We start from the raw sequence: 23,936 nt of genomic DNA, 5'->3' as shown, positions 1-23,936 counted from the left end.
CTACGACGAGGCGGCCCGCCGCCGGTGGCGGGGACGCTTCCGCAAAAGGCTGGTCAGCCGCGCAGCCGCAGCCCGCGAGGCGTGGCGCGGAACCCTGCACCCGTCAACGCGTCCCGCAACGGCGACGAATGCACCGACTCCCCGTCCGCGCGTTCGACCGACATCGGGCCCAGCGCCCCCGACCGCACCGATCCCGCCAGTGCCTGCCCCGCCGCCGTCAACGCCTCCGCGTCGTCCAGATAGGACAGCAGGGTCCGGCCGCCGCGTTCGACGTACAGGATCAGGTCGCCGCCGACCAGGACCACCAGGGCTCCCGCCTTGCGGCCCGCCCGGTGGCCCGTCGCCGGCGTCGTCTCGCCGTTGCCGCTGTCCACCACGCGTTCCGGCCACGGCAGCGCCGCCCCGTACGGGTTGGCCGGATCGGTCGCCGCCAGCACCACCGCCGTGGCGCCCGTGCGTTTGGCCAGCTCGGCCGGCTCGGCCAGGGCACGCAGCCGGTCCACCGCGCCCGGCACCGCGAACTGCGCCGCTCCCAGGCCTTCCACGAAGTAACCGCGGCGGGCCGCGCCTCGCTCCTCCAGCGCGGCCAGCACCGGATACACCGCCGCGAAGCCGCCCGTCACGCCCTCGGCCATCACCGCGCCGCGGGTCACCACGCCGTGCCGTTCGAGCAGGAGGTCGGCCAGGGCGGCCGCGCGGCGGGTCGGGTCGAGGTCGCGTTCCGGCAGGCGGGACCAGCGGCCCACCATCATCAGCGGCCCGGATCGGGCCGGCATCGTCGGGCGGCCGGGGCGGCGGTACCGGGTGCGGGCGGGCGCCGCCTTCGCTCGGTGCGCGCCGCTGCTGCCGAGCAGAGCGCGCACCGGCGCCAGTGTGTCGTTGGTCAGGTGGCCGGCCCAGACCAGGTCCCAGACCGTTGCGGCCAGGGCGGTGTCGTCGGTGGCGCCGATCTTGTCGGACAGGTTGCGGAAGAACAGCGCCTGGCCGTCCGCCAGGGCGTCCAGCACCGACTGGTGCTGCGGGGTCATCGCGAACTCGTCGTCCGGGGGCGGCAGCAGCAGCGGGGCACTGTCGGCGTACGCGAGGGTCACCCAGCCGTCGCCGCCCGGGATGGAGCCCGAGCCGGCCCACAGCACCTCGCCGCTGGCGCACAGCTCGTCGAGCTGGGGCGGGGCGTAGTCGGCGACCCGGGCCGGCAGGATCAGGCGTTCCCAGGCCGAGGCCGGTGCGGCCACGCCCTGCAGCTGCTCGATGGTGGCCGCCAGGGCGTCGACGCCGCGGGAGTTGCCGCCGATCTGGTGCCAGCGGGGCAGGAACGCGGCCAGCACCCGCGGTGGCACCGGCTCGATCTCGCGGCGCAGCGCGGCCAGGGAGCGGCGTCGCAGCAGGCGCAGCACCTCCGCGTCGCACCACTCGGTGCCGGCCCCGCCAGGGGAGAACTCGCCGGAGACGACCCGGCCGGTGGCGCTGAGCCGCTTCAGGGCCTGCTCGACGACGAAGACGCCGAGGCCGAACCGGGCCGCGCAGGTGGCTGCCGCGAAGGGGCCGTGGGTGCGGGCGTACCGGGCGACGAGGTCGCCGAGCGGGTCGGCCACCGGCTCGAGGTAGGCCTCCGCGACACCGACGGGCAGGGCCACGCCGAGCGCGTCCCGGTAGCGGCCGGCGTCCTCGACGCCGATCCAGCGTTCCTCGCCCGCGATCCGGACCTGGATCGCGCGCCGGCTCGCCTGCAGGGTCGTCAGCCAGTCGAGCTCGACACCGCGGGCGGTGAGATCCGCCGCGGACAGGTCGCCGAGCAGGCGCAGGAGCTCGGCCGCGTCCTCGGCGTCGCGGGGGCTGCGGGCGGCCGTCAGCCATTGCAGCTGGGCCTCGCTCTCGGTCACCACCGTCGGGTCGAGCAGCTCCCGCAGGTCGACGCGGCCGAGCAGCTCACCCAGCAGCGTGGAGTCGAGAGCCAGGGCCGCGGCGCGACGCTCGGCCAGCGGTGCGTCGCCCTCGTAGAGGAACGCGCCCACGTACCCGAAGAGCAGGGAGCGGGCGAACGGTGACGGCCGCGGGGTCTCGGCCTCGACCAGCCGGACCTTGCGTCCCGCGATCTCGCGCATCAGGCCGACCAGCCCGGGCACGTCGAAGACGTCCTGCAGGCACTCGCGGGCCGCTTCCAGGGTGACCGGGAAGTCGGCGAACTCGCGGGCCACGTCGAGCAGCTGGGCCGAGCGCTGGCGCTGCTGCCAGAGCGGCTGGCGGCGGCGCGGGTCGCGGCGCGGCAGCAACAGCGACCGGGCGGCGCACTCGCGGAACCGGGAGGCGAACAGCGCCGACGTGCCGACCGACTCCTCGACCAGCTGGGAGATCTCCTCCGGGTCGAAGGCGACCAGGTCGGCGCCGGGCGGCTCCTCGGCGGTGTCCGGCAGGCGGATGACGATGCCGTCGTCGGAGGGCATGACCTGGCCGTCGACGCCGTACCGCTCGGAGAGCCGGCGGGCGATGGCCAGCGCCCACGGTGCGTTGACCCGCGCGCCCAGGACACAGTGCACGGTCATGCGCCAGTCGCCCAGCTCGTCGCGGAAGCGCTCGACCACGATGGTCCGGTCGTCGGGCAGGTTGCGGGTGGACTCGCGCTGCTCGCGCAGGTAGGCCATCAGGTTGCCGGCCGCCCACTCGTCGAGCCCGGAGTCGCGCAGCGAGGCGGTCGCTTTGGTGTCCTCCGCGCGGGTCAGGGTGCGCAGCCGGGCGCCGATGGCCCGGCCCAGCTCGATCGGGCGGCCGAGCGCGTCGCCCTTCCAGAACGGCATCCGGGCCGGTGCGCCCGGCGCGGGGGAGACCAGCACCCGGTCGGGGGTGATGTCCTCGATGCGCCAGGAGGTCGAGCCGAGCAGGAAGACGTCGCCCACCCGGGACTCGTAGACCATCTCCTCGTCGAGCTCGCCCACCCGCGAGGCCTTCTCCGAGCCGGCCAGGAAGACGCCGAACATGCCGCGGTCGGGGATCGTGCCGCCGCTGGTGACGGCGAGCCGCTGGGCGCCGGGCCGCCCGGTGAGCTCGTCGGTGGTGCGGTCCCAGACCAGGCGGGGCCGCAGCTCGGCGAACGCCGTCGACGGATAGCGCCCGGACAGCATGTCGAGCACGGCGTGCAGGGCGGAGTCGGGCAGCTCCGCGTACGGCGCGGCCCGGCGCACCAGCGCGGCCAGCTCGTCCACCTGCCACGCGTCCAGCGCGACCATCGCCACGATCTGCTGGGCCAGCACGTCCAGCGGGTTACGGGGATAGCGCAGCTCCTCGATCGCGCCCTCGCCCATCCGCTCGGCGACCACCGCGCAGCTGAGCAGGTCACCGCGATGCTTGGGGAAGACGACACCGCGCGAGACGGCACCGACCTGGTGCCCGGCCCGGCCGATGCGCTGGAGCCCGGCGGCGACCGACGGCGGGGCCTCGATCTGCACCACCAGGTCGACCGCGCCCATGTCGATGCCCAGCTCCAGGCTGGAGGTGGCGACCACGGCCGGGAGCTGGCCGGACTTGAGCGCCTCCTCGATCTGTTTGCGCTCCTCGCGGGAGACGCTGCCGTGGTGGGCGCGGGCGACGACCGGTGACGCTCCCGCGGCGATCGGGGACTGGGCCATCAGCGCGGCGGGCGCCCGGTCCGCCGGCTCGACCACGGCCTCGGCGGCCAGTTCGTTGATCCGGGCGCACAGGCGCTCGGCGCCGCGCCGCGAATTGGTGAACACGATCGTGGAGCGGTGCTGCTGGATCAGCTCCAGCACGCGTTCCTCGACGGCGGGCCAGATGGACGGCGTGCGCCGGGCCGCGCCGGGGTCGTCCGCGTCGACCTCGGGCACCTCGTCGAGGCGGGTCATGTCCTCCACCGGGACCTGCACCGACACCTCGATGGTCTTGCTGCTGCGCGGCTGGACGATCTCGACGGCACCGGCTCCGCCCAGGAACCGCGCCGTCTCGTCGATCGGGCGCACGGTCGCGGACAGCCCGACCCGCTGCGCCGGACGGCCCAGCATCGCGTCGAGGCGTTCGAGTGAGAGGGCCAGGTGCGCGCCGCGCTTGGTGGCCGCGACCGCGTGCACCTCGTCGATGATCACCGTCTCGACGCCCTTGAGTGACTCCCGGGCGGCCGAGGTGAGCAGCAGGAAGAGCGACTCCGGGGTGGTGATCAGGATGTCCGGCGGCGTACGCGTGAAGGCCCGCCGCTCGTCAGCCGGCGTGTCCCCGGTGCGCATGCCGACCGTGATGTCCGGTGGCGGCAGCCCGAGCCGCCCCGACGCCTGCCGGATGCCGGTCAGCGGCGCCCGCAGGTTGCGCTCGACGTCGACGGCCAGCGCCTTGAGCGGGCTGACGTAGAGGACCCGGCACCGGTGCTTGGGCTCGGCCGGGACGGGCTCGTGGGCCAGCCGGTCGAGCGACCAGAGGAAGGCGGCCAGCGTCTTGCCCGAGCCGGTCGGCGCGACCACCAGCGCGTTGCGACCGGCGCCGATGGATCGCCACGCGCCGGCCTGGGCGGCCGTGGGCGCGGCGAAGGCGGCCCGGAACCACTCCCGGGTGGCGAGGCCGAACTGTTCGAGGACGTCTGACACATGTCCATGGTGCCCCCGGGGTCTGACAGAAATCGGGGACCGCCGAAAACATCCATCCGGGTGACGGCTCCGAACCACGGGTGCAGGTCCACGACCTCATGGGTATCAATCAGACGTTGGAGCACAGGATGGGCACTCGACCAGCGCTCGCGCGCAACCGGAAGGACCATGGTGCGTACCGGTGACGTGCGGCACATTGATGAACGCAGAGCGTATGCATCGATGGCCGCCACCGACGATGCCGCAGAGGCTTCACGAACAGGAGGCACCGTGACCCATCGCGTTTCCGCCTTACGGCGCCTCGGTAGCGCGGCGGCTGCTGTTGCCGCGCTGGCGACCATCACCCTTTCCGCGAGCCCGGCCCGGGCGGCCAGTGACGGCTATGTCCGGCTTGCCCACCTCTCGCCCGACACCCCGGCCGTGGACGTCTATCTGAAGTCCGACTCGGGAACGGTCAAGGACCAGAAGTTCGACGGCGTCGCGTACGGCGCCATGTCCGACTACCTGCGCCTGCCCACCGGCACGTATTCGGTGGCGATGCGCAAGGCCGGTGCTGCCGCGAGCACCCCGCCGGTGCTGACCACGCAGGTCACGGTGGACGACGGCGCGGCGTACACGGTCGCTGGGGTGGGCCGTTACGCCGACCTCGGCCTGCGCGTGCTCAAGGACGACCTCAAGCTGCCGGGGGCGGGGGAGTCCAAGATCCGGATCATCCAGGCCTCGGTGCGCGCGCCGGTGCTCGACGTCGGCGGGGCCAACGGCAAGACCATCGCCGACGGTGTCCAGTTCGCCACCACGACCGCCTATCGCCAGGTCAACCCGGGTAAGTGGACGGTCCGGGTGAAGCCCACCGGCGGCGGCGCGACCAGCGACCTGCCCTGCACGCTGGGTGCCGGCAACGTGTACTCGCTGCTGGTGCTCGACGACAAGAAGGGCGGCCTCAAGCCGGAGCTGCACATCGACGCGGCGCGGCAGGGCGGCGTGCCCCAGGGTGGGGTGGCCACGGGCGAGGGCGGCACGCAGCCCCAGTCCCCGATGCCGATGGCTCTGCTGCTGGCCGGGGTCGCCGCGATGGCGACCGGTGGTCTGCTCGTCGGGCTCAGGCGCCGCGCCCGCTCTGCTTGAAGGCGTACCGGATGAGAGTCGTGACGCCGGAGCCCGAGGCCGGTCCCGCAGCCGGGGCCGGCCGGGCCGCGGCCCCGGACAAGCCGGCGGTACGCCGTCAAGCACGCATCCTGCTGCCCGTGGCGGTGTCAGTGCTGGTGGCGTTCGTGGTGGCCACCGGCTACCTGATGCTCCGCGAGCCCGCGGGCTCCGACAAGCTCGGCCGCTGGGCCGGCACCCCGAGCGCCGCCGCGGTGCCCCTGCAGCCGTCCGAGGACATGGAGGGTGCGCCGAACCCGTTCCGTACCGTGCCCTCGGATCTCAGTGGCCCGCCGACCCGCCTGCGGGTCAAGGTCATCGGGGTGGACACGTCGCTGGAGACGCTGAAGCTGGGCGCGGACGGTGAGTTGCAGCCGCCGAAGACCAACGAGCACGCCGGCTGGTACGCGGACGGCACCGCCCCGGGCGACGTGGGCCCGGCCGTCCTGGCCGGTCACGTCGACTCGAAGCAGGGTCCGGCGGTCTTCTACCGGCTGCGCGAGATCACGGCGGGCGACAAGATCGAAGTGACCCGCGGCGACCGTACGGTCACGTTCACGGTGACCGCCACGGCCTGGTACCCGAAGAAGGCGTTCCCGACCGAAGAGGTCTACGGGCCGACCCCGGACCGGCAGCTGCGCTTGATCACCTGTGGTGGCGTGTTCGACCGGACCTTGCGGTCGTACACGGACAACCTGGTGATCTACGCGGTGGCCGGGTGATCAGGATTCCGCAGGTCAGCTGCCGGTGACTATCCTGGTCGAAGAAGCTACGGATGGGGGCTGATGGCGGTCAGGCGCATGCTCATCGCCGGTCGGTACCGGCTCCTGGAGCCGGTCGGCTCCGGCGGCATGGGCCGGGTCTGGCTGGCCCGTGACGAGATGCTCGACCGGGACGTCGCCGTCAAGGAGTTCGTCCCGCCGGAATGGATGACCGACGAGGAGCAGGCCCGGCTGCGCACCCGCACGCTGCGCGAGGCCCGCAGCGCCGCCCGGCTCAACCATCCGCACGTGGTGCGCATCTACGACGTCGTGCACGCCGACAACCTGCCCTGGATCGTGATGGAGTACGTCCCGTCCCGCTCCCTGCACCAGGTCATCGGCGAGGACGGCCCGTTCGCGCCGGCCGAGGCGGCCCGGATCGGCCTGGACGTGCTCGAGGCGATCACCGCCGCGCACCGGGCCGGCGTGCTGCACCGCGACGTCAAGCCGCACAACGTGCTGATCGGCCACGACGGCCGGGTCGTGCTCACCGACTTCGGCCTGGCCACCTTCGTCGACGACGGCTCGGTCACCGGTCCCGGCATGGTGGTCGGCTCCCCGCAGTACGTCTCCCCGGAACGCGCCCGCGACGGGGCGTCCACCGTGGAGTCGGATCTCTGGTCCTTCGGCGCGACCCTGTACGCGGCCGTCGAGGGGCGGTCCCCGTTCGCCCGCGACAGTGCCATGGCGACGCTGATGGCGCTGGCCACGGACGAGGCCGATCCGCCGGTGAAGGCCGGGCCGCTGGCTCCCGTGCTCACCGGACTGCTGCGCCGCGAGCCGGTGGAACGGCTCACCGGTGCGGAGGTGGCCGAACGGTTGCGCCTGATCGTGGCCGAGGCCGGTCTGCTCCCTCCGCCTCCGAGGACGTCCGGGACGACGTTCGGCCGTGCGGTCGTACCCGGGCCCAGGAAGGCCCCCGACGATCAGCCCGGCCCGGACTCCCGCCCGCAGCCTCAGCCGGAGCCCGTCGAGGCGAGAGCCGAGCCGGCCGGTGGCGGTCTCGGCGCCGCCCTGGCCGAAGCCCTGCCCGGGGTCGTCTATCCGCCCGGGCCGGCCGCCGAGCGGGTGGAGCACCCCAGTGAGCCGCTCGTCCCGGCTCAGCGCCGGGCCCCGGACCCGGTCGAGCCGCCGGGGTCGCGCCGGCGGCTCCTGGTCGGCGGGCTGGTCCTGGCCGTGCTCGCCGGTGGTGGCGTGGCCGCCGGCCTGGCCCTGCGCGGTGACGACGACCGTGCACAGCCCACGGCCATCGGGTCCACGCCCAGCGTCGTCACGTCCTCGGGCAGCGGCGGCAGCTCCGGTGGCTTCAGCCCGGTGAACTGCGCCAGCCCGGCGCCGCCCGGACTGCCCCGCACTCCGGTCGCGGGGGCGGAGAAGCTGCGCGACGGCTGGGCGTTGTTCCCGGGGTGGTCGTATTTCAGCGACGCCGGCTTCCACATCGCGGTCCCGGACGGCTGGACCTATCAGACGATCGGCACCACGATCTGTTTCCGCGACCCCGGCAACCTCCGGATCCTCAGCATCGACCCCGACCGCAGCCCGCAGGGTGACCCCGTGCAGGCGTGCCGCAAGGAAGTGACCCGGCTGCGGGCCGCCGGTGACCTGCGCAACTACACCCAGCTGCGGATCGACCGGGTGCCCGGCCTGGCCCGGGCGGCGGACTGGGAATACACGTACGACGGGCGCAACGGTGACCGGATGCACGCGATGACCCGGTGGCGCGCGGCCAACGACGGCCGGGCGTACGCGATCGGCCTGATGACCCTGGATCTGGACTGGCCCGGCAATTTCGAGAAATGGGGCATGATCCAGAGCACCTTCTTCACGGACAGCTGAGATATGGCTCATTCGATATGAGTGCATAGAACTGCGTCTCTGCGATGCTCGGCGTGGCCGCCGCCACACCCTGGGCGACGGCGCCCCCCGAGCCCCGCGGAGGACACCCCGTGAGAGCAGTCCCATTGATCGGCGCGTCGGCCTTGCTCGCCGCCCTCTTCGCCGCCCCCGTCCAGGCCGCTCCCGTCCGGGCGGCCGCTGTGGCCCCGCCGGACATTCCGGTCGCGAACGTCAAGGCGCACCTCACCCAGCTCCAGTCGATCGCCACGGCGAACGGTGGCAACCGCGCCCACGGCCGGCCCGGCTACCTGGCCTCGGTCACGTACGTGAAGGGTCTGCTCGACGCGGCCGGCTTCACCACCCAGCAGCAGTCGTTCACCTACAACGGCGCGACCGGCTACAACCTGATCGCGGACTGGCCCGGCGGCGACACCTCCGACACCCTCATGGTCGGCGCGCACCTGGACAGCGTCACGGCCGGCCCCGGCATCAACGACAACGGCTCCGGCTCGGCCGCCAACCTCGAGGTCGCGCTGGCCGTGGCCCGGACCGGCTTCCAGCCCGCCCGGCACCTGCGCTTCGGCTGGTGGGGCGCCGAGGAGCTGGGCCTGCGCGGCTCCACCGCGTACGTGAACTCGCTGAGCTCGGCGCAGAAGGCGGCCATCGGCGGTTACCTCAACTTCGACATGGTGGCGTCGCCGAACCCCGGCTACTTCCTCTACGACGGCGACAACTCCGACGGCACCGGCTCGGGCCCCGGCCCGGCCGGCTCCGCTGAGATCGAGGACACGCTGGAGGCGTACTTCACCTCGATCGGTGTGCCGACCCGCGGCACCGACTTCGACGGGCGCAGCGACTACGGCCCGTTCATCGCGGCGGGCATCCCCGCCGGCGGCATCTTCACCGGGGCGGAGGGCCGCAAGACCGCGGCCCAGGTGACCCTCTGGGGCGGTACGACCGGCGCCTTCGACCCCTGCTACCACGCTGCCTGTGACACCAGCGCGAACATCAACGACACGGCGCTGAACCGCAACTCCGACGCGATCGCGGCCACCGTGTGGGCCCTGGCCGACGGTGGCGGCACCGAGCCCCCGCCCACCGGCGAGACCGTCTACTCGGACACGTTCGAGACCGCGACCGGCTGGACCACCAACGCCGGGGCCACCGACACCGCGACCCTCGGTGCCTTCGAACGCGGTGACCCGGCCGCCACCACCTCGGGCGTGGCCACCCAGCTCGGCACCACGGTCAGCGGCACCAACGACCTGGTCACCGGCGCGGCCGCCGGAGCCAGCGCGGGCGCCAACGACGTGGACGGCGGCACCACGACGATCCGGTCCCCGGCGATCACGCTGCCCACCGGCCCGCTGAGCCTGTCGTTCTCCTGGTACCTCGCGCACCTGAACAACGCGACCAGCGGCGACTACTTCCGGGTCCGGGTCATCTCCGGCAGCACCACGACCACGGTCTTCACCCAGGCCGGGGCGGCGAGCAACCGCGCCGCCGCGTGGCAGACCGCGACCGTCAACCTCTCCGCGTACGCCGGGCAGTCCATCCGGCTGCAGGTGGAGGCGGCCGACACCGGCACGGCGAGCCTGGTGGAGGCGGCTGTGGACAACGTCACCATCACCCGCGCCTGACGGACGGGGGCGTGCGGGGGTGCGGCTGCGGCCGTACCCCCGCTCGGGTTTCTCACAGCGGACTCGCAGCCGCCGCTGCTATCTTTTCCGGATGATCGGCAGTATGCAGCCGGGCTCGGCCCGGCTTCTCGTCTTTCCGGCCCGGCCATGGTGATCCTGGTCGGATTTCTGCTAGTCATCCTGGTGACGGCCGTAACGGGCTACTTCGTCGCCCAGGAGTTCGGGTATGTCGCGGTCGACCGCAGCCGCCTGCGCCAGGAGGCCGAGCAGGGCGACAAGGCCGCGGAACGCGCCCTCAAGGTCACCGAACGGCTCTCCTTCGTGCTGTCCGGCGCACAGCTCGGCATCACCGTCACCGCGCTGATCGTCGGCTACGTCGCTGAGCCGTTCCTCGGTGAGGGCTTCGCCGACCTGCTCGGCGTGGCCGGGGTGCCCACCGCGGTGAGCCTGCCCATCTCGATCGTGCTGGCCCTGCTCATCGCCACCGTCGTGCAGATGGTCCTGGGAGAGCTCGCTCCCAAGAACTTCGCGATCGCCCGCGCCGAGAAGCTGGCCAAGGCCCTCAGCCGCTCGACGCTGATCTACCTGGCCGTCTTCGGGCCGATCATCAAGCTCTTCGACAAGGCCGCGGCCCGGCTGCTGCGCCGGGTCGGCATCGAGCCGATCGAGGAGCTGCCCGAGGGCGCCACCGAGGAGGACCTCGAGCACATCATCGCCGAGTCCCGCGCCGAGGGTCACCTCGATCCGGAGCTCTCGGCGCTGCTCGACCGCGGCCTCGACTTCCGCCGCCGGGTCGCGTCCGAGGTGATGATCCCCCGCGTGGACGTGCACACGGTCCGCGCCGACGACCCGGCGTCCCAGGTCGTGAAGCTGCTCGACACCGGCCGGTCCCGTTTCCCGGTCCGCGCCGGCACCGGCGTCGACGAGATCATCGGAGTGGTCGGCATCTCGGACGTCCTGACCGTGCCCGCGGCCGACCGCGCCACAGTCCCGGTCGAGTCCCTGGCCGTGCCCCCGCTCTTCGTGCCGGCCTCGTTGCGCCTGCCCGCGGTGCTGGACCGGCTGCGCGGCGACCACCGCCAGCTCGCCTGCGTGGTCGACGAGTACGGCGGCTTCGCCGGCATCATCACCCTCGAGGACATCGCCGAGGAGCTGGTCGGCCCGATCCGCGACGAGGACGACCTGCCCGAGCCGGCCCCGGCCCGCCAGCAGGACGGCTCGTGGATCGTCCCGGCCCGCTGGCGCATCGACGAGGTCATCGACGCGACCGGCGTCGACCTGCCGGAGAGCGACGAATACGACACGGTGTCCGGCCTGGTGATGTCCGAGCTCGGCCGGGTGCCGCAGGTCGGTGACGCCGTGTCGCTCGCCTCCGGCACAGCGCTGGCGGTGCTTTCGGTGGACCGGCACGTGCCTGATGCCGTACGGCTGTCGGCCCCGCCCGGGCCCGCAGCCGTCTCCGCCACTGTTCTCGCCGCCGCTCCCGTCGCCGAGGAGGAGTCCCGATGAGCACGACCTGGGCTGTGATCTGCTCGGTGCTCCTGCTCGCCGGGAACGCGTTCTTCGTCGCCGCCGAGTTCGCGCTGGTGGCCAGCAAGCGTTACCGCCTGGAACACGCCGCCGCGGGGGGCAGCCGGGCCGCCCGGGCCGCCCTGGACGGCAGCCGTGAGCTGTCCCTGATGCTCGCCGCCGCCCAGCTCGGCATCACGCTGTGCTCGCTGGGCCTGGGCGCGCTGGCCGAGCCGGCCATCGAGCACCTGGTCCACCCGCTGCTGCACGGCATCGGCCTGCCGGACATGCCGAGCGGCATCATCGCGTTCCTGCTGGCCCTGATCGTCGTCACCTTCCTGCACCTGGTGGTCGGCGAGATGATGCCGAAGTCGTGGGCGATCACCGACCCGGAACGCTCGGCGACCCTGCTGGCCCTGCCGTTCCGCGGCTTCGTCCGGATGGTCCGCCCGGCCCTGGTCGCGCTGAACGCCCTGGCCAACGTGGCGCTGCGCCCGTTCGGGGTGCACCCGCAGGACCAGCTGGCCCAGGCGCACGGCCCGCAGGAGATGCACATCCTGCTGGAACGCTCCCGCGCGGAAGGCCTGATCGGCGCGGAGCAGACCGAGCTGCTGACCAGCATGCTGAAGCTGCAGGACACCAAGGTCGCCGACGTGATGACCCCGGACGCCCAGCTGGTGACGGTTCCGCCGGACGCCTCGGCCCTGGACATCGAAGCGGCGTCGCTGCGCTGCGGCCGGTCCCGGCTGGTGGTGGTCTCCACGACGGGCGAGGCGCTGGGCGTGGTGCACGTCCGCGACGCGATCCGGGTCACCACCCCGGGCGGGACGGCGACGGCGGCCGAGCTGATGGATCCGCCGTTCACGCTGGAAGCGGCGGTCACGGTGACGGACGCGGTGACCCGGATGCGGGCGGCCCGGGCCCAGTTCGCGCTGGTGACCCGCCGAGGCCAGGGCCGGGTCGGCTTCGTCGCCCTGGAGGACCTGCTGGAGCAGGTGATCGGCGAATTCGACGACGAGACGGACCCGGTGCCGGTCGGCCGGCGCATGCGCTGAGAGGATGGCCGGATGGTCTTCGCGAGAATGCTGCGGGCGTTCGGGGTGGGCGGACCGAGCGTCGACACGGTCCTGACCGACCCGGCCACCCGCCCCGGCGGCACCCTGCGCGGCGAGGTCAGAGTGGCCGGCGGCGAATACGACGTCCTGATCGACAACATCGTGCTGGCCCTGGTGACCCGGGCGGAAGCCGAAGACGGCGAGGCCCTGCTGGAGTTCCACCGCGCCTCGGTGGCCGGGAACTTCACGCTGCGGGCGGGGGTGCGCGAAGACATCCCGTTCACGCTGACGGTGCCGTGGGAGACGCCGGTGACGCACCTGGCGGGCAAGCCGCTGGCCGGGATGACGATGGGCGTGCGCACGGAACTTTCAGTGGCGAAATCGGTGGACCAGGGAGACCTGGACGGGGTGGAGATCCACCCGCTGCCGGCCCAGGACGAGATCCTGGCGGCCTTCGACCGCCTGGGCTTCCGGCTGCGGCACGCGGACGTGGAAAGAGGCGGGATCTACGGGGTACGGCAGGAGCTGCCGTTCTACCAGGAAATCGAGTACGCGGCGCCGGCGGAGTATGCGAAGTCCATGGACGAGGTGGAAGTGACCTTCGTGGCGGACCCGGCCGGGATCGAGGTGATCCTGGAGTTCGACAAGCGCGGGGGTCTGCTGCGGGAGGGGCGGGACACCTACGCCAGGTATCGCGTTTCGCACGACGAGGTGTCCGGGGTGGACTGGGTGCCGGTGGTGGAGGGCTGGGTGCACGAGGTGGTCGGTAAGGGGTCCTCGCCGGGGTGAGCGGGCGTTGCCGTCCGCCGGTCAGCCGGTGGTGGCGGTGGCCAGTTTGATCCCGAAGCCGACGAACACAGCGCCGATCCCGGTCGCCACGGCCGCGGACAGCCGCTGACGACGCCGGAACTGGCCGGCCAGGAACCGTCCGCCGAAGATCAGCCCGGTGAGATAGAGCGCGCTGAACACCTGCAGAACCGCCCCGAGGATCAGGAACGACAGCGCCGGGTGGGCGTACCCCGGCTCGACGAACTGGATGAAGAACGACACCACGAACAGGATCGCCTTCGGATTGAGCAGGCTGACCACCAGCGCCCGCCGGAACGGCCGCTGCATCCCCGCACTGAGCCCGGTCGGCCTCACCTGATCCGCGGCGCCCGCGGCGTTCCCGGCCGTCCCCGCATCGGCGCTCTGCTGAGCGACCGCCGCCGAATCGCCGCGGCCACGCCACTTCTGCCAGGCCCCACGGATGATGCCGAAACCCACCCAGGCCAGGTAGGCCGCACCCGCGTACTTGATCACCATGAACGCCGGCGGGTACGTCCGCAGCAGCGAAGCAACGCCGGCAGCAGCCAGCGCCATGAGCACTGCGTCGCCGACGAACACCCCGGCGGCGGCCCGATATCCCGCTCGCACCCCGCGCTGCGCGCCCACCGTCAGCACGAAGATGGAGTTCGGCCCAGGCAGCAACACGATCGCCGCCGTGCCCAGCACGTACGTCCAGAAGTCAGTGATCCCCAGCACGACTCTCATCCTCAGCGCCCCAGCGAAGCGCCGGCAGTAGCCGGAGAGCCAGATCCTTGTGTCCTTCCCCACGCCGCGCCTTACGCCGGGTCCACCCGCCGTCGCAGCAGGCAGAACTCGTTGCCCTCGGGGTCGGCGAGCACATGCCAGCTCTCGTCCCCCGTCTGGCCCACGTCGGCCGGCCGGGCACCGATCGCGAGCAGACGCTGCAGTTCCGCGTCCTGGTCGCGATCGGTCGCATTGACGTCGATGTGCAGACGCAGCTGACCCGTCTTCGGCTGCGTGGTGCGGTTGAAGACGATGGTCGGTTGGGGCCCACCGAAGCCACCGTCGGCCGGCCCGATCTCGATGTCGCCGTTGGCGTCACGCTCCAGCTCGACGTAGCCGAGCACCTCACACCAGAAGCGGGCGAGCAGGTCCGGATCGAGCGCGTCCAGCACGAGCTCCGTTATGCGGCATGCCATCCCCCCACCCTAATGAAGGTCAGCCGGTGCAGCGCCGGTCTCCAGGCGCGCCCGGAGGCGCTTCGCGGCCGCGGGCCATTCCTCCACCGTCATCGCGAACAACACCGTGTCCCGCCACGTCCCGTCCGGACGCAACCGGTGCCGTCGGATCATCCCGTCCCGCGTCGCGCCCAGCCGGGCGATCGCCTGCTGTGATCTCTCGTTGCGAATGTCGGTGTACCAGAACACCCGCTCCGCGCCGAGCACCTCGAAGGCCCGTTCCATCAGCAGGAGCTTCGCCTCCGTGTTCACCCCGGTGCGCCACCACCGACGGCCGAGGACGGTGTGGCCGATGCCGACCGCCTGCCGTTCCGGGTCGATGTCGTGATAGCTCGTCATGCCCATCACCTCGCCGGTCCGGGGATCGACCTGCGCCCACGAAACCCTCTTGCCGTCCCATTGCTCGCGGGCAGCGACAGCGATGAGCTCGGCCATCTCCGCGCTGCTCCGCGGCCGCCGGCCCGGCAGGTGCTGCCACACCTCGTCATCGTTGATCGCCGCCAGCAGGCCGTCCGCGTGACCGGGGGCCAGCGGCTCCAACGCGACATGCCGACCGTGCATCGGCGCCGCGATGTGCCACGCCGAGGTCGGTCCCGGCAGGTAGGCGGGCGGGGGACCGCTGACTCCCGCGTCCGGCTCCGGCGGACCGGCGACCCGGCGAAGCGGCAGCACGCCGGCCCAGTGCGGCAGCGACAGATCCTCCGGGTCGTCCACGACGCCGCCGGTGCGGGCTCGCACCGACACCTCGACGAGAGGCAGCGCCAGCACCGTGGTCGTCGCCAGCTCACGTGCCGTCGGCGGTCTGCTCGCCGCGCTGCGGCCGTGGCCTATCCGCTCCACCAGCGCGTCCATCGCCGCCCGCTTTTCCGACATGTCGGTGACCGGCCGGGCGTTCCCGTGCACCACCACCGATCGGTAGTTCGCGCTGTGGTGGAACTGGGAGCGCGCGTAGACGATGCCGTCGAGCAGCGTCACCGACACGGCAACCGGCACGCCGTCGCCTCTGGCCTGCAATCCCAGCCGGCCTCCGGTGGAAGCGTGCAGATACAACGTGTCCTCGACGCGGACGTGCAGCGTGGGCAGCACCCGTGGCTCACCGTCGACCACGAAGGCGACGGAACAGTCGTACGCCTCGTCCAGGATGGCGTGTGCCTTCTCGCGTTCGTAGTGCATCCGGTCGCGATTGCGGGTGGCCGTGGTCCGAGCGGTGGGCTGATAGAGGTCGGTCACGGAAACCCTCCTTGCCAACGGGGCTGTACTAGTACACAATCTCTCTTGTGTCAGCACAGTATCAGGTCACCGGATCCAGCGCCGCCTCGATTTCCGCGAGCATCGAGGCGGGGGTCCGCCTCGGCGACTGGGCCTGGGGCGATCGCCTGCCGCCCATCCGGGTTCTCGCCGACAGCCTGCACGTCAGCCCGGCCACCGTGTCCAAGGCCTACCAGGAGCTGCGGCAGCGCGGCATCGTCGAGTCCGTGGGCCGCCAGGGCACCCGGATCCGGGCCCGGCCGGCCGTGGCCAGCCCGCGTTCCGCGTTGCGGCTGCCGGTGCCGGCGGGCGCGCTCGACCTGTCGGCCGGCGACCCCGACACCCGGCTGCTGCCGTCCCTGGGCCGGCACCTTCGCCCAGTGTCCGATGAGGTCGGTCCGCCCATGGGCTATGCGGCCGCCGGCGTCATGCCCCAGCTCATCGATGCCGCCCGGCCCCGCCTCGCCGCTGACGGGGTGCCCGTCGATGCCGCCATCACTGTCACCAACGGCGCCCTCGATGCCATCGAGCGACTGCTGACAACACACCTGCGCCCGGGTGATCCGGTCGCCGTCGAGGATCCCGGTTGGGCCAATCTGCTCGACCTGCTGGGCGCCTTGGGCCTGACCGCCGTGCCGGTCGCGGTCGACGACGAAGGCCCGCTGCCCGACCGGCTCGCCGCCGCTCTGGCTTCCGGGGCGCGCGCCGTGGTGATCACGGCTCGCGCGCAGAATCCCACGGGGGCCGCGGTCACCGCCGGTCGTGCGGCAGAGCTGCGCGCGGTCCTGAGCCGCAATCCCGAAGCGCTCCTCATCGAGGACGACCACGCCGCCGAGCTGGCCGGCGTGCCGTTGCACTGCCTCAGTGGCGCGACGCAGTCATGGGCGTTCGTCCGATCCGCCTCGAAGCCGTACGGCCCCGACCTGCGTATCGCTGTCCTGGCCGGGGACGAGGCGACCATCGCGCGGGTGGTCGGCCGCATGCGTATCGGAGCCGGCTGGGTGTCCACAGTGCTGCAGCGTCTGCTGCTGAGGCTGTGGCGCGACGAGGACACCGAGGTCCGGATCGCCGCGGCAGGTGCGGACTACGACCGTCGCCGCCGTTCGCTGCGCGAGGCGCTGGCGGTGCGCGGAGTACGGGCGCGGGGTGCCACCGGCATCAACATCTGGGTCAACGTCGAGGACGAGACCCGCATGGTGGCAACCCTGCGCGATGCGGGCTATGCGGTCGCCCCGGGGTCCCTGTTCCGGATGGAGGCACCGCCCGGCGTCCGGATGACGGTCAGCCCCATCGACGACGACGGCATCGAAGCCCTGGCCGACCAGGTCGCCGCCGCAGCCCACCCCGCCGCCGTGCCCGCACCCTCACGATGACTGCCGGCTCCGGGCCCAGCCGGCGGGAACGCGCCGGCACTGCCGTCCGCGACGCGGCGGACGGCAGTGCCCGGCGCAGGCGGTCAGAAGTCGTCGTCGAAGCTCACGGACCCGCTGATGCCGACCTGATAAGCCGACACCCGGCGCTCGAAGAAGTTCGACAACTCCTGCACGTCCTGCAGTTCCATGAAGGCGAACGGGTTCTGCGAGCCGTAGACCGCGTCGATGCCGAGCTGCGCCAGCCGGCGGTCCGCCACATGCTGCAGATATTCGCGCATGTCGCCCGGCGACATGCCGGAGACACCCTGTTCCAGCAGATCCACCGCGAACTGCACCTCACACTCGACGGCCTCCGCCAGCATGTCGCGAACCTGCTGCTCCATCTCCTCGTCGAAGAGATCCGGCTCCTCCGCGCGCACCTGCTCGACCACGTCGAAGGCGAAAGCCATGTGCATCGACTCGTCGCGGAACACCCAGTTCGTTCCCGACGCGAGACCGTGCAGCAGTCCACGCGACCGCAGGAAGTAGACGTAGGCGAAAGCGCCGTAGAAGAACAGGCCCTCGATGCACGCGGCGAAGCAGATGACGTTGAGCAGGAACGCCCGCCGGTCGTCCTTGCACCGCAGCTCCCGCAGCTCGAAGACCGAGTCGATCCACCGGAAGCAGAAGGCGGCCTTCCGCGCGATCGACGGGATCTGCTCCACCGCGTCGAAGGCCGCGGCCCGCTCCGCGTCGTCGGGCACATAGGTGTCCAGCAGGTTCAGATAGAACTGGACGTGCACGGCCTCCTCGAAGAGCTGCCGCGACAGATAGAGCCGTCCTTCCGGCGAGTTGACGTGCTGATAGAGGTTCAGCACCAGGTTGTTCGCGACGATCGTGTCGCCGGTGGCGAAGAAGGCGACCAGGCGGCTGACCAGGTGCTGCTCCGCGGGCGACAGCCTGGCCAGGTCGGCCAGGTCGGAGTGCAGGTCGACCTCCTCGACGGTCCAGGTGTTCTTGATCGCGTCCTTGAACCGATCGAAGAAGTGCGGGTACTTCATCGGTCGCAGGGTCAGGTCCATTCCGGGATCCAGCAACATCTACTGACACGCCTCACACGACTCGGGGTTCTCCAGGGAGCAGGCCACAGCTTCGTCGTCGCCGACCGGCGCCGGCACGGTCGGCGCGACGGCCACGGTCGCCTGCTGGATGCGCGTTGCAGGGCGCGAACGCAGGTAGTACGTGGTCTTCAAGCCGGCCTTCCACGCGTAGAGGTACATCGACGACACCTTGCCGATGGTCGGCGCGCTCATGAAGAGGTTCAGCGACTGCGACTGGTCCACATAGGGAGCCCGGGTAGCGGCCACATCGATGAGCGCCTTCTGCGGCAGCTCCCACGCCGTGCGGAAGAGCTCGCGGACGTCGGCAGGCAGGGCGGCGATGCCCTGCACCGAGCCCTCGGCGCGCTTGATCTGCTCGCGGACGGCTGCGGTCCAGAGGTTGCGCGCCTTCAGTTCCCGTACCAGATAGGTGTTGATCTGAAGGAACTCACCACTCAGCGTCTCGCGCTTGAAGAGGTTGCTGACCTGCGGCTCGATGCACTCGTAGCAGCCGGCGATGGAGGCGATCGTCGCCGTCGGCGCGATCGCGATCAGCAGCGAGTTCCGCAGCCCGGTGGCCGCGATCCGCTGCCGCACCGCCGCCCACCGGGCGGTCTGCGTCGGCGTCACACCCCAGAGATCCGGCTGCAGGTCGCCGTTGGCCGCTCTGGTCTGCGGGTACGCCGGGTGTGCGCCCCACTGTTCGGCAAGGTCGGCCGAGCTCTCCAGTGCCGTCAGGTAGATCTCCTCGGCGACCCGCGTGCTCAGCTCCCGCGCCGCAGCGGAGTCGAAGGGCAGCCGAAGCGCGAAGAAGGCATCCTGCAAGCCCATCAGCCCGAGCCCGACCGGACGCCACCGTGGGTTGCCGGCCGCGGCCTCGGCGCTCGGGTAATAGTTGATGTCGATGACGCGGTCCAGGAAGACGACCGCCGTCCGCACCGTCGCCCGCAGCTTCTCCCAGTCCACGCCGTCGCCGCTCAGATGCCCGGCGAGGTTGATCGAGCCCAGATTGCAGACGGCTGTCTCGTCGTCCGAGCTCACTTCCAGGATCTCCGTGCACAGATTCGACAGGTGAATCGTGTTGCCCGGCACGCCGGTCTGATTGCTCAGCCGGTTCGACGGATCCTTGAAGGTCATCCAGCCGTTGCCGGTCTGCGCCAGGGTGCGCATCATCCGGCCGTACAGGTCACGGGCCTTGACGATTCTGACCGCCTTCTTCTCGGCGGCGCGGTAGGCCTCGTCGAAGTCGGCCCCGAACAGGTCCGGCAGCTCGGGTGCGTCCGTCGGGTCGATCAGCGACCACATCTCGTCGGCCTCGACCCGGCGCATGAACTCGTCGGGGATCCAGTTGGCCAGGTTCAGGTTGTGCGTCCGGCGGGCGTCCTCGCCGGTGTTGTCCCGCAGCTCGAGGAATTCCTCGATGTCCGGGTGCCAGGGCTCGAGGTAGACACAGGCCGCGCCCTTGCGACGGCCGCCCTGGTTGACGGCGGCCACGCTGGCGTCGAGCGTGCGCAGGAACGGCACGATGCCGTTGGACTGACCGTTCGTGCCGCGGATCAGGGCGCCGCGCCCGCGGACCCGCGACCAGGAGATGCCGATGCCGCCGGCGAACTTCGACAGCCGCGCCACCTGCTGGTACCGCTCATAGATCGAGTCCAGCTCGTCCTTCGGCGAATCCACCAGGAAGCACGACGACATCTGGGTGTGCCGGGTGCCGGAGTTGAAGAGTGTCGGCGAGCTCGGCAGGTAGGCCAGCGACGACATCAGCCGGTAGAACGCGATCGCCTCACCGGCGTTGGCCGACAGCCCGCAGGCGACCCGCAGCAGCCAGTACTGCGGCGTCTCCACGACCAGCCGGGACTGCGGATGCCGCAGCAGGTAGCGGTCGGCGACGGTCCGCAACCCGAAGTACTCGAAGCGCAGATCGCCGGCCGGGTCCACGGCATCGTCGAGCTTGCGGGCGTTCTCGGCCACGAAGGCAGCCGTCGCGTCGCCGATCAGCCCTTCCGCGTGGCCGCGGGCGATGGCCTGGCTGAAGCTGGCGATGCCCTGCCCGCGCACCTCCTTGTCGATGAAGGCCGCCAGCAGCCGGGCCGCCAGACGCGAGTATTGCGGCTCCTCACCGATCAGCTCCGCGGCCGTCTGGATCGACAGCTTGTCCAGCTCCGCGGTGGTCGCACCGTCGTAGAGCCCGCTGATGGTCCTGGTCGCCACCCGCAGCGGATCCACTTCGTCCAGGTCGGCGACCCAGCGCTCGACCGCCCGCACGATCTTGTTGACGTCGACCGACTCGGTCTCACCATTGCGCTTGCGCACCTGCATCGCGTGCCGGCGTTGCTCCGGCACGGCCGGATCGTACGCAGTCTTGTCCTGCATGACCGTCATGAACTCTCTCTCCTCGCGAGCCCGTCGGCGGAACGGTCTTCGGGCGCGCAGGAGGACGCCGGTGGACGCGGCTGTGCGCGTACACCTGAAGTGGCGTCGGCCGTCCCACGCGGCCTCGGACCGCCGCACGCGAAAGCGTGCGGCGCGCTGGCAGGTCTTCGGACTCGCGGGCCTGACCGTTGCCGGTCGCCTACTGGCCGTCGCTTCCCGGGCCCGGGCCCAGTGCTTGATGACGGCGGTCGTTCCCGCTCACCGCTGCGGGGGCAGTCCCGGTCTCCCACCGGGTTCCCTCTTGCCTCGCGCCGTCCTGGAGGGACGGGCGAACCAGCTGCGAGCAACACCATATCTAGGTGCGACAGCCGTTGTACAACACCACATGTCGTGTCGGCGTGTCGGATCATGCCCGATCGGCTGAGCCTGCGCGCGTGGACCGGACGCGACGGGGTAGAACGGGTGCATGGCCACGACGCAAGCCCCGCCCGGTGCCCAGGAATTCATCCCGGCCGACGCGAAGAGCCTCGACGAGCTCAAAGCGGCGGCTCCCGGCTGCCGCGGTTGCGAGCTCTACGAGGACGCCACCCAGGTGGTCTTCGGCCGCGGCGCCGAACATGCCCGGCTGGTGCTGGTGGGGGAGCAGCCCGGCGACATCGAGGACCAACAGGGCCTGCCCTTTGTGGGCCCGGCCGGCCGGCTGCTCCGCGACGCGGTGGGCGACGCGGGCATCGACCCGTCGATCATCTACCTGACCAACACCGTGAAGCATTTCCGCTTCGAGCTGCGGGGCAAGCGGCGCATCCACCAGACGCCGGGCCCGGCCCACATCACGGCCTGCCGGCCGTGGCTGGTCGCCGAATTCTCCCAGCTGAAGCCGGACCTGGTGGTGGCGCTCGGGGCCACCGCGGCCAAGGCCCTGTTCGGACCTTCGTTCCGGGTCACCAGGTCCCGCGGCGAGCTGCTGCCCTGGCCGGCGTCGGCGCAGCGCCCGCAGGACTTCCCGGTCGCCGAGTCGCGGGCCCTGGCCACCATCCACCCGTCCGCGGTGCTGCGAGCCGACGACCGGGACGCCGCCTACAACGGCCTGGTCGACGACCTCAAGGTCGCGGCGACAGTCCTGGGCTGACCGCACAGGTGGTTCGCGGCAGTGTTGGTTGCCATGGTGTGCCGGTCTGCCGGTCGAGAACGTCCACTGTCACCAGCACATAGTGATGTGCGTCTCAGCGTGCCGTCGACCGGGGCCGGTGAGAGGCCGCGGGTAGGCTTTTCCCGTGCGGTTGACAGACTTCTGGGGGCGCCTCGAACAGGCCTTCGGCCCCGGATATGCGCGGAGTCTCGCCGCGGATCAGAGTTTTGCGGCGCTCGACGGGCGCACCATTAACGAATCCATAGCTCAGGGTGTGGAGACGGTTACTATCTGGCGTGCGGTGGTTTCTTCGTACCCCGATCGGGTGCCTGCCAGGCTGCACTGACCCCTTTTTTCGTACGCTTGTTCTGGCGTGTCGCTCGTAGTCGTACACCTGTTCGGCTATTGTCCTCAGCGGCGTGGTCATCCACAGGGCACGGCCGGGCACCGGTTTTTGTCAGACCCTAGGTCTAGCGTGGCTCGCGTGGTGAACAGAAGCTCTTCGGCGAAGACGCCCGGAAAGTCGAATACAGGGGTGGCGGACATGGTGGCAGGACCTGATCGGGACAAGGCGCTAGATCTTGCTCTCGCGCAGATCGACAAGCAGTTCGGCAAGGGTTCGGTGATGCGCCTCGGGGAACGACCCGTCATCCAGATGGCCGTCATCCCCACCGGCTCCATCGCCCTCGACATCGCGCTCGGCGTCGGCGGCCTGCCGCGCGGCCGCGTCATCGAGGTCTACGGACCGGAGTCCAGCGGTAAGACGACGGTGGCCCTGCACGCGGTGGCCAACGCCCAGCGCAACGGCGGCATCGCGGCGTTCATCGACGCGGAGCACGCCCTCGACCCGGAATACGCCCGCGCCCTCGGCGTCGACACCGACGCGCTGCTGGTGTCCCAGCCCGACACCGGTGAGCAGGCGCTCGAGATCGCGGACATGCTGATCCGCTCCGGCGCGCTCGACATCATCGTCATCGACTCGGTGGCCGCGCTCGTGCCGCGCGCCGAGATCGAGGGCGAGATGGGCGACAGCCACGTGGGTCTGCAGGCCCGCCTCATGAGCCAGGCGCTCCGCAAGATCACCGGTATCCTCAACAACTCCGGCACGACGGCGATCTTCATCAACCAGCTCCGCGAGAAGATCGGCGTCATGTTCGGTTCGCCCGAGACCACGACCGGTGGCCGGGCCCTGAAGTTCTACTCGTCGGTGCGCCTCGACGTGCGCCGCATCGAGAGCCTCAAGGACGGCACCGACGTGGTGGGCAACCGCACCCGCGTCAAGGTCGTGAAGAACAAGGTCGCCGCGCCGTTCAAGCAGGCCGAGTTCGACATCATGTACGGCAAGGGCATCTCCCGCGAGGGCTCGCTGATCGACGTCGGCGTTGAGCAGAGCATCGTGCGCAAGTCCGGCGCCTGGTACACGTACGACGGTGACCAGCTGGGCCAGGGCAAGGAAAAGGCGCGCGAGTTCCTCAAGGAGAACCCGGACGTCGCGGCCGAGATCGAAAAGAAGATCCTGGAGAAGCTCGGCGTCGGCCAGACCACCGGCGACGCCGCCGGCGGCCCGGAGCTGCCCCCGGTCGACTTCTGACCGATGCGAACGCCGCCGCCACGGTTCGCCGAACCCGGCCCGCGAGGGCCGGGTTCACCCCTCCCCCCGAACGCCGGCGCGGCCGGTCAGTCGGGTGCGGGTGCCAGCGGTCGGCCGGGAGGTTGATGGATACCGGCACTTGACGCCGGCCGGCCCGGCGCGCGTGTGGGCCGTCGGTTCCGCCCAGGCGGATCTGACGCCGGTGCGGGCTGTGGGGTTGAGGCAGGCGGATCTGACCCGGAAGCGGGCCGTCGACTCCATGCAGGCGGATCTGACGCCGGTGTGCGGTGTCGGGTTGAGGCAGGCGGACCCGGTGTCGGTGTAGGTGGGCGTCTTAACGCAGGCGGACCTTTCGCCGGTGCGGGTTGTCGGATTGATGCACCCGGACCCGGCGCGGGTGGGGGTGGCCGACTTGATGCTGGGCGAACTGATGCCGGACATGGTCAACCGCGGCGAGTTGCTCAGGAGCAGTAGGTCTCGGGCAGGTCGAGGTGCGGCGGCCGACCCGGCGGACAGGCCGGATGATCAGCGATGATGACCTTGCCGCAGATGGATGCTGACGTTGCTTTCGGCGTTCACCCTG

17 protein-coding genes and 1 riboswitch are annotated in these 23,936 nt (G+C 71.3%); of the genes, 11 read left to right on the top strand and 6 right to left on the bottom strand.

Features of this window, described 5'->3' with window-relative positions:
- Positions 1-53: 53 nt before the first annotated feature.
- Positions 54-4,586 (bottom strand): ATP-dependent helicase, encoded by a 4,533-nt coding sequence (locus tag ACWEOZ_RS22465; protein ID WP_451912623.1) that lies wholly within the window; start codon positions 4,584-4,586, stop codon positions 54-56.
- A gap of 270 nt (positions 4,587-4,856) precedes the next feature.
- Here ACWEOZ_RS22465 and ACWEOZ_RS22460 point away from each other — a divergent pair, with 270 nt between their 5' ends.
- The 7 genes from ACWEOZ_RS22460 (at position 4,857) to ACWEOZ_RS22430 (ending at position 13,319) form a co-directional block, all read left to right on the top strand.
- Positions 4,857-5,711 carry a DUF4397 domain-containing protein gene (locus ACWEOZ_RS22460; RefSeq protein WP_451912622.1) on the top strand — a complete coding sequence of 285 codons (855 nt, stop codon included), beginning with the start codon at positions 4,857-4,859 and terminating at the stop codon, positions 5,709-5,711.
- Between the two features lie 11 nt (positions 5,712-5,722).
- The gene (locus tag ACWEOZ_RS22455; protein WP_451912621.1) at positions 5,723-6,451 is read left to right on the top strand and encodes a class F sortase; all 729 of its coding nucleotides are present in this window, start codon (positions 5,723-5,725) and stop codon (positions 6,449-6,451) included.
- A gap of 63 nt (positions 6,452-6,514) precedes the next feature.
- Entirely contained in the window at positions 6,515-8,326 is a 1,812-nt protein-coding gene (locus ACWEOZ_RS22450) for a serine/threonine-protein kinase (protein ID WP_451912620.1), read from the top strand.
- Between the two features lie 128 nt (positions 8,327-8,454).
- Entirely contained in the window at positions 8,455-9,966 is a 1,512-nt protein-coding gene (locus tag ACWEOZ_RS22445; protein ID WP_451912661.1) for a M28 family peptidase, read from the top strand.
- Between the two features lie 147 nt (positions 9,967-10,113).
- Positions 10,114-11,475 (top strand): hemolysin family protein, encoded by a 1,362-nt coding sequence (locus tag ACWEOZ_RS22440; RefSeq protein WP_451912619.1) that lies wholly within the window; start codon positions 10,114-10,116, stop codon positions 11,473-11,475.
- Positions 11,472-12,530, top strand: a complete 1,059-nt coding sequence (locus ACWEOZ_RS22435) for a hemolysin family protein (RefSeq protein ID WP_451912618.1) — start codon at positions 11,472-11,474, stop codon at positions 12,528-12,530. The genes ACWEOZ_RS22440 and ACWEOZ_RS22435 overlap by 4 nt, the downstream gene beginning before the upstream one ends.
- A 12-nt stretch (positions 12,531-12,542) precedes the next feature.
- Complete coding sequence (locus ACWEOZ_RS22430) at positions 12,543-13,319, top strand: sporulation protein (protein WP_451912617.1); 777 nt, start codon at positions 12,543-12,545, stop codon at positions 13,317-13,319.
- A 21-nt stretch (positions 13,320-13,340) separates the two neighbouring features.
- On the opposite strand, the gene leuE is transcribed toward ACWEOZ_RS22430, so the two are convergent.
- From leuE to ACWEOZ_RS22415, 3 genes are all read right to left on the bottom strand, one after another.
- Positions 13,341-14,063, bottom strand: coding sequence for a leucine efflux protein LeuE (gene leuE / locus ACWEOZ_RS22425; RefSeq protein WP_451912616.1), 723 nt, complete (start codon positions 14,061-14,063; stop codon positions 13,341-13,343).
- Positions 14,064-14,134: 71 nt separating this feature from the next.
- Positions 14,135-14,518 carry a VOC family protein gene (locus ACWEOZ_RS22420; RefSeq protein ID WP_451912615.1) on the bottom strand — a complete coding sequence of 128 codons (384 nt, stop codon included), beginning with the start codon at positions 14,516-14,518 and terminating at the stop codon, positions 14,135-14,137.
- Positions 14,519-14,527: 9 nt separating this feature from the next.
- A complete protein-coding gene (locus ACWEOZ_RS22415; protein ID WP_451912614.1) occupies positions 14,528-15,787 on the bottom strand; it encodes a bifunctional pyridoxamine 5'-phosphate oxidase family protein/GNAT family N-acetyltransferase in 1,260 nt (419 codons plus the stop codon).
- A 47-nt stretch (positions 15,788-15,834) separates the two neighbouring features.
- Between ACWEOZ_RS22415 and ACWEOZ_RS22410 the strand changes: the two genes are divergently transcribed.
- A complete protein-coding gene (locus ACWEOZ_RS22410) occupies positions 15,835-17,178 on the top strand; it encodes an aminotransferase class I/II-fold pyridoxal phosphate-dependent enzyme (RefSeq protein ID WP_451912613.1) in 1,344 nt (447 codons plus the stop codon).
- A gap of 83 nt (positions 17,179-17,261) precedes the next feature.
- Here the strand turns inward: ACWEOZ_RS22410 and ACWEOZ_RS22405 are convergent, their stop codons facing one another.
- Together ACWEOZ_RS22405 and ACWEOZ_RS22400 are read right to left on the bottom strand one after the other, a co-directional pair.
- Complete coding sequence (locus ACWEOZ_RS22405) at positions 17,262-18,257, bottom strand: ribonucleotide-diphosphate reductase subunit beta (RefSeq protein WP_451912612.1); 996 nt, start codon at positions 18,255-18,257, stop codon at positions 17,262-17,264.
- Positions 18,258-20,642 (bottom strand): ribonucleoside-diphosphate reductase subunit alpha, encoded by a 2,385-nt coding sequence (locus ACWEOZ_RS22400; protein ID WP_451912611.1) that lies wholly within the window; start codon positions 20,640-20,642, stop codon positions 18,258-18,260.
- 132 nt (positions 20,643-20,774) lie between these two features.
- A riboswitch (cobalamin riboswitch) is annotated at positions 20,775-20,986 on the bottom strand.
- A 113-nt stretch (positions 20,987-21,099) separates the two neighbouring features.
- Here ACWEOZ_RS22400 and ACWEOZ_RS22395 point away from each other — a divergent pair.
- The 3 genes from ACWEOZ_RS22395 to recA all read left to right on the top strand — a co-directional run bounded on the left by ACWEOZ_RS22395 (position 21,100) and on the right by recA (position 23,353).
- A complete protein-coding gene (locus tag ACWEOZ_RS22395) occupies positions 21,100-21,762 on the top strand; it encodes a UdgX family uracil-DNA binding protein (RefSeq protein ID WP_360549717.1) in 663 nt (220 codons plus the stop codon).
- A gap of 145 nt (positions 21,763-21,907) precedes the next feature.
- Positions 21,908-22,108 (top strand): DUF3046 domain-containing protein, encoded by a 201-nt coding sequence (locus ACWEOZ_RS22390; RefSeq protein ID WP_451912610.1) that lies wholly within the window; start codon positions 21,908-21,910, stop codon positions 22,106-22,108.
- Between the two features lie 198 nt (positions 22,109-22,306).
- Positions 22,307-23,353 carry a recombinase RecA gene (gene recA, locus ACWEOZ_RS22385; protein ID WP_360549711.1) on the top strand — a complete coding sequence of 349 codons (1,047 nt, stop codon included), beginning with the start codon at positions 22,307-22,309 and terminating at the stop codon, positions 23,351-23,353.
- Positions 23,354-23,936: the final 583 nt, after the last annotated feature.

The organism is Actinoplanes sp. NPDC004185 (assembly GCF_053603475.1).
Note: the sequence above shows the minus strand (reverse complement) of the source record. Positions and strands in the feature narration are given on the sequence as shown.